The organism is Fervidobacterium gondwanense DSM 13020 (assembly GCF_900143265.1).
In the GTDB taxonomy this organism is placed as follows: Bacteria; Thermotogota; Thermotogae; order Thermotogales; family Fervidobacteriaceae; genus Fervidobacterium; species Fervidobacterium gondwanense.
This window is the reverse complement of record NZ_FRDJ01000014.1, coordinates 1-12,835: the sequence shown is the minus strand read 5'-3', so window position 1 is coordinate 12,835 and position 12,835 is coordinate 1. Positions and strand designations below refer to the sequence as shown.

The 12,835-nt window shown below is 39.6% G+C and carries 12 protein-coding genes and 1 pseudogene; 9 read left to right on the top strand and 4 right to left on the bottom strand.

Annotation, left to right across the window (positions count from 1 at the left end):
* The first annotated feature begins 4 nt into the window (after nucleotides 1-4).
* Nucleotides 5-2,056: a S8 family serine peptidase gene (locus BUA11_RS09195; protein WP_072760817.1), complete on the top strand. Its 2,052-nt coding sequence runs from the start codon at nucleotides 5-7 to the stop codon at nucleotides 2,054-2,056.
* A gap of 5 nt (nucleotides 2,057-2,061) precedes the next feature.
* On the top strand, nucleotides 2,062-3,594 hold the full coding sequence (locus BUA11_RS09190) for a carboxypeptidase-like regulatory domain-containing protein (protein ID WP_072760815.1): 1,533 nt from the start codon (nucleotides 2,062-2,064) through the stop codon (nucleotides 3,592-3,594).
* Between the two features lie 41 nt (nucleotides 3,595-3,635).
* Here BUA11_RS09190 and BUA11_RS09185 read toward each other — a convergent pair whose 3' ends face one another.
* On the bottom strand, nucleotides 3,636-5,360 hold the full coding sequence (locus BUA11_RS09185) for a methyl-accepting chemotaxis protein (RefSeq protein ID WP_072760813.1): 1,725 nt from the start codon (nucleotides 5,358-5,360) through the stop codon (nucleotides 3,636-3,638).
* Nucleotides 5,361-5,585: 225 nt separating this feature from the next.
* Between BUA11_RS09185 and BUA11_RS09180 the strand changes: the two genes are divergently transcribed.
* Nucleotides 5,586-5,843 (top strand): hypothetical protein, encoded by a 258-nt coding sequence (locus BUA11_RS09180; protein ID WP_072760811.1) that lies wholly within the window; start codon nucleotides 5,586-5,588, stop codon nucleotides 5,841-5,843.
* A 37-nt stretch (nucleotides 5,844-5,880) separates the two neighbouring features.
* Here BUA11_RS09180 and BUA11_RS09175 read toward each other — a convergent pair whose 3' ends face one another.
* Genes BUA11_RS09175 through BUA11_RS09165 form a run of 3 tightly spaced genes read right to left on the bottom strand, consistent with a single transcriptional unit; the run spans nucleotide 5,881 to nucleotide 8,531 of the window.
* On the bottom strand, nucleotides 5,881-7,575 hold the full coding sequence (locus BUA11_RS09175; protein WP_245789677.1) for a hypothetical protein: 1,695 nt from the start codon (nucleotides 7,573-7,575) through the stop codon (nucleotides 5,881-5,883).
* Nucleotides 7,576-7,614: 39 nt separating this feature from the next.
* On the bottom strand, nucleotides 7,615-8,088 hold the full coding sequence (locus BUA11_RS09170) for a hypothetical protein (protein ID WP_072760809.1): 474 nt from the start codon (nucleotides 8,086-8,088) through the stop codon (nucleotides 7,615-7,617).
* Nucleotides 8,089-8,111: 23 nt separating this feature from the next.
* Nucleotides 8,112-8,531: a hypothetical protein gene (locus BUA11_RS09165; protein WP_072760807.1), complete on the bottom strand. Its 420-nt coding sequence runs from the start codon at nucleotides 8,529-8,531 to the stop codon at nucleotides 8,112-8,114.
* Nucleotides 8,532-8,650: 119 nt separating this feature from the next.
* Here BUA11_RS09165 and BUA11_RS09160 point away from each other — a divergent pair, with 119 nt between their 5' ends.
* The 6 genes and pseudogenes from BUA11_RS09160 to BUA11_RS09140 all read left to right on the top strand — a co-directional run.
* Complete coding sequence (locus tag BUA11_RS09160; RefSeq protein ID WP_072760806.1) at nucleotides 8,651-9,442, top strand: GGDEF domain-containing protein; 792 nt, start codon at nucleotides 8,651-8,653, stop codon at nucleotides 9,440-9,442.
* 322 nt (nucleotides 9,443-9,764) lie between these two features.
* Nucleotides 9,765-10,637, top strand: a complete 873-nt coding sequence (locus BUA11_RS09155) for an HD domain-containing protein (protein ID WP_245789676.1) — start codon at nucleotides 9,765-9,767, stop codon at nucleotides 10,635-10,637.
* A gap of 39 nt (nucleotides 10,638-10,676) precedes the next feature.
* The gene (minC, locus tag BUA11_RS09150) at nucleotides 10,677-11,321 is read left to right on the top strand and encodes a septum site-determining protein MinC (RefSeq protein WP_072760802.1); all 645 of its coding nucleotides are present in this window, start codon (nucleotides 10,677-10,679) and stop codon (nucleotides 11,319-11,321) included.
* Complete coding sequence (locus tag BUA11_RS09145) at nucleotides 11,314-12,378, top strand: M20/M25/M40 family metallo-hydrolase (RefSeq protein WP_084634436.1); 1,065 nt, start codon at nucleotides 11,314-11,316, stop codon at nucleotides 12,376-12,378. The genes minC and BUA11_RS09145 overlap by 8 nt, the downstream gene beginning before the upstream one ends.
* Nucleotides 12,372-12,545, top strand: coding sequence for a hypothetical protein (locus BUA11_RS10290; protein WP_372589807.1), 174 nt, complete (start codon nucleotides 12,372-12,374; stop codon nucleotides 12,543-12,545). The genes BUA11_RS09145 and BUA11_RS10290 overlap by 7 nt, the downstream gene beginning before the upstream one ends.
* 63 nt (nucleotides 12,546-12,608) lie before the next feature.
* Nucleotides 12,609-12,835, top strand: a pseudogene (locus BUA11_RS09140) (IS110 family transposase); the annotation flags it as partial.

Genomic DNA, 12,835 nt, shown 5'->3' with positions numbered 1-12,835 from the left:
ATTCATGAAATCCAAACTCTTGTTGAGTAACAAAAAATATACTTTCAATTTGAAGAGCTTGCTTTGGAAAAGCAAGCTTGTTTTTGTATTTCTCATTATAGGTTTGGTTATATCCATCGCAACATCTTGTACCAACAGTCGTTCTGGGAGAATTGATAATGGTAGCACTTCTGATTTATCTGAAAACTTAAGTCTAACAAATGATGATTACTTTCCAGATAGAGTCCTCGTAGGTTACGAAGATGAGGATGACTTGGACAAAATTGCCGAATTGATAGAAGGAAGGTTGTTGCTAAACATTCCGCAGATTCGTGTTGCCTCATTCAAAGTCGAGAAAGTGGAAAAAGTGCTCCAAATTTTTCAAGATGAGGAAAGTATCCAAAAAGTGAAAATTAGGTACGCAGAACCTGTGTACAAAAGAAGCATAATTCCTTACAGTGTTGGTCAAGGTTATTCTAACCAAAAGGTTGTCTTGAATTATACAATTTACGAGAATTACACAAGTGAATCGTTAGATTTTTATCTCTGGGGACTAAGGGCGATTGATGTTAAAAAAGTTTGGAACGACGGATATGATGGAACTGGGATTATCGTCGCCGTACTCGACACGGGCGTTGATGGAACGCACCCTGATTTGCAGGGACAGGTAACACGCGGGTATAGACCAATTATCAATCAAGAAATTCCTGAAGGAACTGATTCTTCATACGGCGGTTCTCATGGCACGCACGTTGCTGGAACGATAGCTGCAAAGAAGGATGGCAAAGGATTAGTCGGTGTTGCGCCCAGGGTGAAGATAATGCCGGTAGTTCTTTTCGACATAGGCGGATGGTATGTTGGCGATGATTACGCAGCGAAGGGAATAATATGGGCAGTTGATCATGGGGCAAAGGTACTTAGCAATTCCTGGGGTGGAGCAGGTTATTCGCAGACACTAAAAGATGCGTTTGATTACGCTTTAGCTCATGGGGTTGTTGTTGTTGCAGCGGCTGGGAATTCAAAGTCTTCGCAGTCTTTTCAATACCCAGCAAATTATCCAGGGGTGATACAAGTCGGTGCTGTTGAATACTTAGGCAATAAATATGATATCGCTGATTTTTCGAGCGGAAGCCCGATGCTCAGCGTTTCAGCGCCAGGCGTGAATATAATCTCGACGATGCCTCAGAAAACTTCTGTCGGCTATGACAAAAGGTCATTTCAAATAGCAGAAAACAGCGGTTATTATGGATTCATGTCCGGAACCTCAATGGCAACACCACACGTGTCTGGATTTGTTGCGCTCTTGCTCCAGGAATATCCGAATGCTAAGCCATGGCAGATAAGAAGACTTCTGGAAAACGGGGCTATTGATATAGGAGAGCCGGGGATAGATGAAAGGTCAGGTTATGGAATGATAAATCAAAGAAGTGTAAGCTCAGAACTACCTGACAACGGAGGGTTAAATTTAGACGTTGAAGTGACCGACGCATACGGTGATTGGAAGATACCATCAGTTAGTGTGTCACTGATTGGCACTTCGAACACAGATAGAAGAGTTAGGTACTTTTCAAAGACAAATGGAGATGGTGTCGCGAAATTTCTGAATATCGACACAGGAAAATACGATGTAATCATCAGCGGACCGGATTCTCGTGAAAACAGTGAAGGTCTATCAAACGTCGTTTATAGAAAGGCAGAAGAGCGAGTGTATTATGCTAACCGTAGTTTTACGAATGATTCTTCGATCACCTTTAATTTTTCTTCACAGGCGAGGATTAAGTTCAAAAACGTGAGCGGAAATGAATTTTTGATCTTGCAAAGCAAGGACGGAAGTACTTCCACCACAATTGAACTCTTGTCTAACCAAATTGATATTTCACATTTAAGTGGAAGGTACTTTATAAAATTTGGCTATCCAAGTCCTGTCTTGCATAATACTACGGTTAATGCCACTATAACACTTAACGGTTACGACATAAGACTGAGTGGTTACATAACCGCCGGTTCGACCTTGACGACCCTGTATGACGCATATGGCAGAAATTCTCATTGGACATTTTTCGGAAAGACGGAGTGATGGAGATGAGTAAAAATATTAGACTTGGATATTTGATCTTTGTAATCATGTCGATTGGTATCATCTTCTTTCTATCAAGTTGCTCAATTATACCGTTTAAAGCCTCAAGAACAGATTTTACTGTTAATATCTATGTTGCCGAATACAATTCTGGACCTACGGTTGATGATGCCACTGTAACTTTGCTAAAAGACGGGCAGATTTTGGAAGAAAAGACCACGCAGAGCAATGGAACTGTATCTTTTACTCTGAGAGGATATTCTGGACCATATGACATTCGTGTAAGGAAAGATGGATTTGCCAATACCGACATAAGGCTTTTAAACGTACATTCCGATATTAACCTTAACACGACTTTGAGAAGGCCGAAATTCTCTGCTGCTATTGATAACGATATAAGCATAAATTTTAAACTTTACGAAAGCGACAAAATGTTTGTTAGATATAGCTCCAACTCGTCAGGTGTATATGAACTCTTAAATCTCAGAATGATCTATATAGATGCTGAAGCAACCGCTTCGAAGCTCGGGATTTCGCACATGTATGCAAAGCTTGGAACACCGCCAGGCGCTGAGTACTTAACAGCTCCGAGATTATACAGCGAATCAGATAGATTGAGTGGTGAAATATCCCTAGAGGCTCATTCAGGAAAGACGTACCTTTTTTTAGATGCATATGATTTGAACGATAACAGATTTGAATTGATTATTCCCGTTGAAATAAGGCGCTTTTCAGAATTGACGACATCTTATTATAGAGTTGAATACCCATCGCCAGCTATATATTCTTATCATCTCAACACTTCAACTAAGTACTACACATTATCATCTGAAAACCATCGTACGAATCTCTACAACGTTATCAAATGGTATACATTGTCTGAAAGCACGCAAAGATTTTTCGCAAAAGAACCGACGGGATACAACATCTACAAGTCTTACGACGGAAACAAGTTTTTTAAGATTACTACGCTGCCATCTAACGTGAAGAGTTACATTGATACGTACAACAATAAGGTACGCAAAAGAGTATGGTATGCCGTAAGTTCAGACTATTCGGGAATTGAAGGACCTCGCGTGGTATTAGGAAGCGTTGAACCACTGCCAATGGTTAAGATTTCGAATGTTGAACCAACAGACAGCGCAACTGAAGTATCTACAAAGCCAGCTTTCAGATGGAAATTTGTTGGTTTGGAAGATTATGAAGGAAAAGTGAAGTACTTGTACGACATATGGATATACGACCTGACAGTCAACAGTGGAACGTACCACTATCCGTTGATTGAAGAGCCGTTCTTTGAAAGTGGCAATACGGAAGTTGAGATTAGGTTCAGCGACTATAACTGGTACAACTTACCAGGGAACGAATTACAAACAGGCAAGCCATACGAATGGGGTCCTGAATTGGTAGCAGCAAAATGGGAGGACGCTGAAAACAATTCGGTCGCACTTTCGGTTAACTGCGACTACAATTTCAAAATATCGCCGGTAGTTATAGAACCTGAAAGGTACTATCTCTTCATTACGGGAAATAAATAAAAAAGGGCAGATAAAGAAATCTGCCCTTTTTTACGAAAAATTTATACTTTGAATTTCTCAATTTCGCGAATCATGTCATTTACTTTGTTCTTCAGTTCTTCAATTTCAATCTTGATGTTTTGAATTTCACTTAAGGACTTATGAGAACTTTCGAGTATATTCGAACCATTTTCTTCGATTTGCTGGATCCCATGAACGATTTCAGACGAAGCACTTCTCATTTCTTCTGCACTTGCTGTTTGCTCCTGCGAATGCGCAGCAACGTTGTCAATTATGTTTGCAAGTTCTGTAATCGCTTTTGATATTTCTTCAAAACTACTCGATACTTTTTTATATCCTTTCTCTGTTTCGTCGACTTCTTTGTACAGCTTTTCGATCTTTTCCTCGAGTGATTTTGAGTACATATCAACTGCTGATATCGTACTTGTTATGGTATCTGTAGACGATTTAGTTTGTTCGGCGAGCTTCCTAATCTCGTCTGCAACGACTGCAAAACCTCTCCCGGCTTCTCCTGCTCTTGCTGCTTCTATTGCTGCGTTAAGTGCCAGCAAGTTTGTTTGTTCTGCTATCTGCCTTACCGTTTCTATGATACTCCCGATATTCTTTGTTGCGTCTGCTAATTTCTCGATTCCATCACGCAGTTCTTCGTATTCTTTTACAAATCCTGAAGTAATTTCTCTTACATTTTCAAGCTCTTTGCTACCTTCAGAGGCTTTTTCCTCTAAGTTCTTGGAAAGATTTGAGGCGTTTAATGCCAAGCTGCTGAGACCTTGCGATTGGTGTGAAAGCTCTTCGACGTTTGCATTAATCTCTTCTACTGAAGAAGATATTCTTTCTATGTCTCTTTGTTGCTTTTCTATGGTCTCAACAAAGGATCTTGATAAACTTTCAAAATTTGAAAACTTTTTCTCAAATATATCCAGCGTACGATTTGTCTTTTCTGCTGTTGCCTTAGAACCGGCGATGAGTTTTGAAATCTCAATATTCGCGATGTTCAGCATAGTTGCGATTTTTCTAAACTCATCTAAGGAATCGGAAGCAGCTCGGTGGGTCAAATCACCCGAAGAAACTTTTTCGAATACGTATAAGAGTGATGGAACGCTTTTCAGAATACCTCTTACGAGCATTACTGTTACAACACCAATTACTACGTTAAAAAACAAGCTTATTAGGACTAAGTTGGTTTGTGTACCTTTATCAAGATTAAACTTTGTAACTCCATACTTAAGAAGTGCTGGACCAATCCAGAGCGAAATAGACATAATCCCTACACTTAGTTTAGTTATGGCTGAGATCATGAATTTTTCAAACAATGGATTATCAATACTCTCAACGATTCCCAGTTTTGAATAAATGTACAATAGTATTGCAACAATATTCATATTAATTGCTAATGCACCTGCTAATCGCAAAATCAAAGTTCCTTCTGGGAGCGGTAACAATCTGTTAGCAATAAATCCAATTAGCGTTGCGGCCACAACATTTGCTACGAACAGCACTACAGAGATAAATATTGGAATATTAAACCCTGAGCCTTTGTAAATGCGCGATACATTCATTCTTACTAAGAATAACACTACTGGAAAAATTGTCGATACTGCTATCAGATAGCCGAATATCATGTTCCAAATAGGGTATCTTCCTATGCCGGCGAATACGTAGTAGGAAAACAGAAGGGCAGGTAAGTCAACAGCGGTTATCATAATAAGAATTAGCTTCGTAAGTTTGTTTTTTACCGCACTTTCAGTAATCGAAAAGTGAGTCATGGTATTTAACCTCCCTGAATACACATTTGAACAACCCATACGTATTATAATTTCCAAGAGATAATCAGTCAAGTAATTTGTTGACTTTTCACTACTTTTATTAAATTTTGATTGCTTAAGCTCAAAGGACATGTTTGCTAATGCGATTGAATAATGGGCTTAAGATATCATCGGCCATTTTCTTTTTGAGGGTTTCTTATATAATGAAGTGATTGGAGTGCGTTGATGACAAGAAGTATAGAATCTCTTATCGAAAATACTATTTCCAGGATTTGTGGGAAAAATTCAGGTTATATGACCGGACTTTTTGCAAAGAATCCATTTTTTCCAAGCAGATGGCTCGAAACTGGTTCAGCAAACCATCAAAAAGAGTATTACATTCAAGATGAATTTAGAAATACGACTAAAGGGGGGAAGCTGTACAAAAATAACGGGCATATCCCGTTTTCTCTCTACAATGAAGTATGGAGTTCAAATATCTGAAAGAAACCGTCATTACCTCCAAGAAATTGGCCCGAGGTCAGCGAGCTATCCCTACGACTTTAAGCGATATTGTGCCAGACTTTGTTGGTGTTCCGTCCGGCTGATAAGCCCCTGTTAAAATGCGTGGGTCATATGAGTAAGTTTTGTAATAACCGGTTGTTGTTTGACCGGTAAAAGGGTTGAAAGTCCCGACAGGTCCTCTGTAATTCTGCATTATACTACCCAGTACAAACAGCTGTCCAGCAGATGAGCCTGTGTTGTAACCATCAACTTGGAATGAACCATCAAATGCGTATATACTGGCAAATATCTTCATATCATCCAATTTTTGCCCTATTCTAACGTTGTTGATTGCTACCAAGTTCAACGATGAAGTTTCGTTAGAACTTACAAAGTTCTTGATGTCCTGAACCTGAGCGTTGCTAACTGGATCGCCGTTATTTCCGTGCTCATTTGCGGTGAATTTGTTGGTGTATGTATTGTATGGTATTATTCTGTCCTTAAGGATTATGTCACCCTCTGCGAATAAAGTGTAATTACCTTTGTAGGTTGATAAAGCTGTAGGACCGTCTACGGTTATATTTCCGGTTGCAGATATTATCCCATTAAAGAGTATATCAGTTTCTTCTGCAGATCCACCGCCTTGTTTTCGCAGCGTTGCATTTGGTGGTGAAGGATTCCAGGTGATGATGTAATCAGTAGTTCCTTGAGAGATTTTAACATCGTAGTTGCTGCCGCCCTGTCCATGATTGAAGCTAACGATAACATCGCCTGTGAACTTGATACCGCTCAGAACACTTGGACTGGCTTTTATAGCACTGTAATCTCTCACGAGAGTCTGTAGTTTAGTTTTATAATCGTTTTTGATTGAGGAAAAGTCGAGTCTGCTTATGTCGTCATTATTCAGTATCCTATACGCTGGATTTCCCTGCAAATTTGCAAAGTTGCTATATTGACTTTCAGGCACAACCTGTCCCTGTGGGTTTTTGATACCCAGAAACTCAACGGTACTTGTAAAAACTGGCACTCCACCGGCGTTGTTGATGTTTATATAATCGTGTGTTCGCATGGGACCATCGATGAGTTCCCCGGATTTGAAGTATATAGTTCCAAAAGTTGATGAGGTTTCTCTGTTAGTGAAATAAACATACTGATTAAGCAACTTTGAAGTTATGACCCCGTAAGCGTATGCAGTCTGGTTGTTCTTTTCAATTCTCGATACTATGAAGACTTTTAATGGGTTATTCATTCTGAAAACGGAGATCGTAACCCTAGATAATTTTCGGTCGTTAAAATAAGTTCTGAGTTCGTTAACAGGGAAATCACCTTGGGAGTTATTAGTACTATCTGTAATATCAATAACAGTGAAATGAGAATTTCTCAGCACGGATGTATTTATGAAATTTTTCCATTCTTGGGAGAGTTTACCATAGAAATCGTTAAACCAAGTTGGTGTTAAACTTTGAAAGGTGACATTGAAGCCGAGAACACCGGCGGATTTTGTCCTCATATATCCAATGCCTGTGTTGAGAGTATTTAACGCATCGACTTCTAATTGTGAAGACACGCTCATACGAACCGCGTTCGTTCTATAGTTACCGATTATTTCATACACCGTCAATAAAAGCACACTTGCAATAGATAGAAACACAAGAACAATTGCTATCATGAAGCCATTTTTGTAATTGGACCTATTATTGTTCTCCATAGTAACAGGATTTATTCCTTTCACATCGAGCCCTCCTTTCAATGTTAAGCATGTTTATCTATTTCACGAAGCTTCGCTTAGAGCGGAAAGCATGGGGAGCGAGTATCGCCACTTTCCATTCTTGTGCTTAAAAGTGATCATTATGAAACTCACTCTTGAAGAAACATATTCGAACTCTATACTATCTATCTTATCGGCCTTAGCTATTGTTTTTCCATCAAAAACTAATGTTTTGTTGTTTGGCTTAAATTGGAGAACCTTTCTCTGCGTAACCACATCGTTGTACTGCTGAGTGGGTCTGTAAGATGGTACTTGAATAGAATGAAGACTCACGTCTTCCGCTTTTATACTGGAAACACTGTTAGTGAATATGTTATTTATAATATCCGAGATGTGTTGTATTTCTGAATAAAAACTCGTGTATTCCTGCCGTTCGTTTAACACCCTTAGCGTTATATCAAATATCAATCCGAGCATCGCCATGACAACTACAACCACAACCAAGCTTGAAATCAGTCCTGACAACGTAATGTCCATCTTATCACCCCATTTTTAGTACTTCAGTACTGCACGTACTGATAAACAGTAAAACTCTTCGCTTTTCCGGGAGCTGTTTCTATTTGGAACGTATGTTTTACGAAGAGTTGACCAACTGTTATGGAATTAATCTGTACGATTCTTGGATAGCCTATTGGATTGTTCTTATAAAACGCATTGTTAATCTGGTTTATATCAATTCCCGATTGTACCGAACCTGATGATGTTTGTGGAGAAAGACCGAGGACATAAACATATCGAGCTATAAAATTTTCAAACTCAGTAACCTTTTGAAAGTTCTGAAGGACCGCGAGTGACTGAATTGCCGAAGACAACCCCGTCGCTATTATCATGAAAACTATACTGATCAGCAATAGAGAAACAACAGCCTCTGTGAGCGAGAAGCCATCTCTGTATATTGTGACTGACGCATTGTGTCTCATGGGCAATCCCTCCTAAAAGTTTCTCTAATTTCATTATATCACTATCACTAAATAATTAGACTCATTTAGGCGATAATCTGTTTAGAAAGGATAAGAAGTGAAAAATTTGAGGTGATAGAATGAGAATTGTTGAAAGCCTTGGCATTAAAGAACCATCAGAAGCGTCTCTCTTAACATTGTCTATAATCGATTTTATTAACACCTTAGACGAATGGGAATTCGTCGACAAGTTATCTAAGGCAATTTTTTTTCATACTAATCTTTCTGGTGTGCGCGTAATGACGAAAAATTGCATAAAAATAATAGGAAAGGCGAGAGGTGAACAGCTGAATTTCGATTCGGAAAATATAAAGATCCACGTTTACTACGATACCGAAAATCGCCAAGATTTATCGTTTGTGAATTCTATATCTGTAATAGCGGAGCTCCACCTAAGAAATATCTATAAACACACTGAAATCACAAAGCTGGCTTTTTACGACGAGCTCACCGGTGCGTTTACAAGAACTGCAGGAATGCGGTTCCTGGAAAGTGCCTGCGAAAGTGTAAAGAGGTCTGGAAGAAAAGCGTACCTTACATTCATAGACATCGATAACTTGAAAACATTCAACGATACTTACGGGCATAAAGCAGGCGATGAGATACTTAGAGAATTTGCTCAAGCTTGTTTAAGCAATATGAGAAGAAACGATTTGCTCGTCAGATACGGCGGGGATGAATTCTTGCTCTTCATCGATTCTGATAGGCCTGATGCTTTAATTGATAGGATAATTCATTCTTCACCAGTTACATTCTCTTTTGGAATAATTGATATCGACAGCAGAAATTTAGATGAACTTATAAGACGTGTAGATGAAAAAATGTATGAGATGAAATATCAAAGAAAAGAGAAAGCTTCAAAGCAAGCGTGAGTAAAGAATTCAATTTATCAAATCATTGGTTAGCATAGCGAAATAGTTCCAACTGAGAATATATGAAACGTTCCCTTTCCCTAAAATGCTATGGTATAATCAAATAGGGGTGGTGTTCTTGGGAAAGGGAACGTTTCTTTTTTCTTTGACAAACCTTTTTACAATACAGCGCTGGAACAACAGGCCTGCCTTGATAAGGTTCACAGAGGCAGATAATTCTTTTAATACCTTTTTTCTTTCTTTCATTTTTCATTCCTTAGAGCAACAGAGCGATTGGTCACAAAACATAGAGAACAGCCTACGTTGGCGTCTTTCGAGGGAATTGCCTAAGATCGTGCTATCCGACGTCTCGTTGCAACTGAAAGAGCGCATCGAACGATTTGCACCGGATGTATGGAATAAGGTTAAATTAAAGGCCATCGATGAGCTGAAAAATGTCGCAGACGAGCAGACGGTGAATATTTTAATAAATGTTGATAGTTACAGTAGATTAGACAAACTTGCGGATCTCTACATAAGCTACCTTGAAGCTCGCGAAAACGGAAAATTGTACGACTTCAGCCAACCGCTGAGAGAATTGAGCGAAAAAATAGATGAAATATCACAATTCTTTCCAAAAGAACGGATAGAAAAGTACTGGCAGATTGCTCAATATGTTTGGTCACCACTGCTCAACCTCACTTCGATGGTGCGATGGAACAGAACGCACAGAAACGTTCGTACCAGCGTCAGCGGTCATTCCTTTATCGTTGTGACAATTTCGTATTTATTGAGCAAACTTTTGGAATTTGATAAAACAACTGAGGTTATTGTACGGAGCATACTTCACGATTTACCAGAAGCGTTCACCGGAGATGTGATTACTCCTACTAAAAAGAAAGTCCAAGGCTTAGATGAACTTGTGGCGCTCGTTGAAAGGGAGATGCTCGTTGAGTGGATATCTGAAAACCCAAATCTTGAGTTCGTGAAGAATTTTGTAGACTTTGCAGTTGAACCTTTCGAAAAAGATGCTGGTAGAATAGTCAGAACAGCGGACTATTTGGCAGCACTGCTTGAATGCGCAGTTGAAATACATTCTGGAAACAGGCTTGAGGTTTTTAGGGAGAATTTCTTCAACTTCAAAAAAGCTATCAAAGAGATTTCTCCGCTCGACGTTTCATCTTGGATTGATGAAATTGAGACGATCGTTTTCTGAATTTATTGGGGAAGAACTTAGATAACGGAGGATATGAATATGGTGGACTTCAAAATGACTAAGGATGGCCTGGTTTTGTACATAAGAGATTACACGGACATTGTCGATGTTCTCCAGAAAATTGAAGACAAAATCAAATCGATGGGAAATTTCTTTGCACAGGGCGATAAAATTATGCTTTTGGTGGAAGAGCACGAGAAGCACATATCAGACATACCCAGGATCGTTTCTCGCGTTCAGGAACTTGGCCTCACGATTTCGCACGTGCTTATGGGTTCTGAAGGAAAAGATGACGTCATTGTGAGAAAGAAAGTCGACATGGTCAATCAAGGCGATACGAAATCTGGAACAAAACTTGTGAAGAAGAACCTAAGGAGTGGGCAGAGCATAATACATTCTGGGGATGTAATACTCATTGGTAATTTACATGCCGGCGCGGAAATTGTTGCTGGTGGTAGCGTAGTCATTTTCGGAAGGTGTCAAGGTACTGTAAGGGCTGGGATAAGCGAAGGAAGAGAGGCTGTTGTTGTCGCTCTGACTTTTGAAGCACCTTTTGTGCAACTTGCGGATTTGAAGGGAACATTCTCCGAAAAGTACGACTACCCAGTTGTGCTGTACGCGAAATCTGGAAGGATAGAGATAGCTAAGTACGATAAAAAGATTGGAGGGATAGAGATTGGGTAATAAAGAACTGAACACAAAAGAACTGCTTTTAAAATTGTCATCTATTTCGGGACCGTCTGGCTATGAGGACGAGGTTCTGAAAGAAATTGAGCAGATAATGAAACCGTACTGTGATGAATCGTTCAGAACGCCCATGGGCAGTCTTGTTTGCGTGAAAAATGGAACTGGACCAAGCATCGGCTTTTTTGCACACGCTGATCAAATTGCGTTTGTTGTCACAAAGATCTACGAAGAAGGTTTTCTAAGACTATCTGGTGTTGGTGGATGGGATCCGAAGGCAGTAGTTAGCCAAAAGGTGTGGGTACACACGAAGAATGGTAAGCTGAGGGGTGTTGTAGGATTCATGCCACCGCATCTGCAAACCACGGAAGAATCAAAGAAAGTCCCAGACTACGATCATCTGTTTGTCGACGTTACGATGAATCCAAATTGGAAAGACATATCGATTGGAGATTTGGTAACGATAGAAGCTGAAGGATTTGATAAAAACGGAACGCTCTTCGCACCAGCACTTGACAACAGGGCAAGTTGCGTAGCTATAATCAAAGCGGCTGAATTACTGAGCAAAATGAAGACAGATGCGAAAGTCTATTACATATTCTCTACACAGGAAGAAATCGGTGGACCTGGGGCAAGGAGTGGCGCTTACATCTCGGAGATAGAATACGGCGTAGTTATCGATGTGACACACGGCGACGAAGACATTCCAGGTTATCCGAAGATTAAGATGGGCGAAGGACCGGCGATTGCAGTTGGACCTGTCACAAACAAGAAATTTGTCGAGCATGTAAAGAAAGTTGCCGGGAAATACAACATAAAGACCCAGATTGAAGCTATTGCAGGCAGGTCAGGAACTGACACCGACGAAGTCCAGCTCACAAGAATTGGAGTCAAAACGGCATTGGTTTCAATCCCTCTGAGATACATGCACAATCCATACGAAAAGCTCGTGATTAAAGATGTAGAAGACACTGCAAAACTCCTTGCATTCACAGCAACGGAGTTAGCGGAAGTTCAGGAAACAACAGACCAGCCAAAGGAGGAGAAAACATGCTGAAATACCTCAAAGAACTAACGGAGATAAAAGGACCTTCCGGAAATGAGGATGGAGTAAGGGAGTTCATAATGTCCAAAATTAAGGATAAAGTCGATGAATTCTTTGTCGACAGAATGGGTAATTTGATAGCTTTGAAGAGCATTCCTGTAAGGAAAAATAGATTTTGAAAAAAGTATCGCCTCCTGATAATATATAATTACCCCATCACACTAAAATCAGGAGGCGATACCATGGAACAAAAGTATGTTAATCCAAAAGTTTCAAGAATTTCTCAAGACACTCTAATTGTCGGTATTGATGTTGCTAAAAGAAATCATTGGGTTAGGATGACTGATTATCGTGGAATTGATTTGATTAGCCCTTTCAAGATTAATAATACCATAGATGGTATTAAAATGTTAGAGGAAAAAATAAGAATTATTAAGCAAAAGGAAGGGTTAAACAACGTAATCTTAGG

What these genes read in the sequence shown, in the direction of transcription:
- BUA11_RS09195 (WP_072760817.1), top strand. Translation starts at nt 5, where the DNA reads ATGAAATCCAAACTCTTGTTGAGTAACAAAAAATATACTTTCAATTTG.
- BUA11_RS09190 (WP_072760815.1), top strand. Translation starts at nt 2,062, where the DNA reads ATGAGTAAAAATATTAGACTTGGATATTTGATCTTTGTAATCATGTCG.
- BUA11_RS09185 (WP_072760813.1), bottom strand. Translation starts at nt 5,360, where the DNA reads ATGACTCACTTTTCGATTACTGAAAGTGCGGTAAAAAACAAACTTACG.
- BUA11_RS09180 (WP_072760811.1), top strand. Translation starts at nt 5,586, where the DNA reads ATGACAAGAAGTATAGAATCTCTTATCGAAAATACTATTTCCAGGATT.
- BUA11_RS09170 (WP_072760809.1), bottom strand. Translation starts at nt 8,088, where the DNA reads ATGGACATTACGTTGTCAGGACTGATTTCAAGCTTGGTTGTGGTTGTA.
- BUA11_RS09165 (WP_072760807.1), bottom strand. Translation starts at nt 8,531, where the DNA reads ATGAGACACAATGCGTCAGTCACAATATACAGAGATGGCTTCTCGCTC.
- BUA11_RS09160 (WP_072760806.1), top strand. Translation starts at nt 8,651, where the DNA reads ATGAGAATTGTTGAAAGCCTTGGCATTAAAGAACCATCAGAAGCGTCT.
- minC (WP_072760802.1), top strand. Translation starts at nt 10,677, where the DNA reads ATGGTGGACTTCAAAATGACTAAGGATGGCCTGGTTTTGTACATAAGA.
- BUA11_RS10290 (WP_372589807.1), top strand. Translation starts at nt 12,372, where the DNA reads ATGCTGAAATACCTCAAAGAACTAACGGAGATAAAAGGACCTTCCGGA.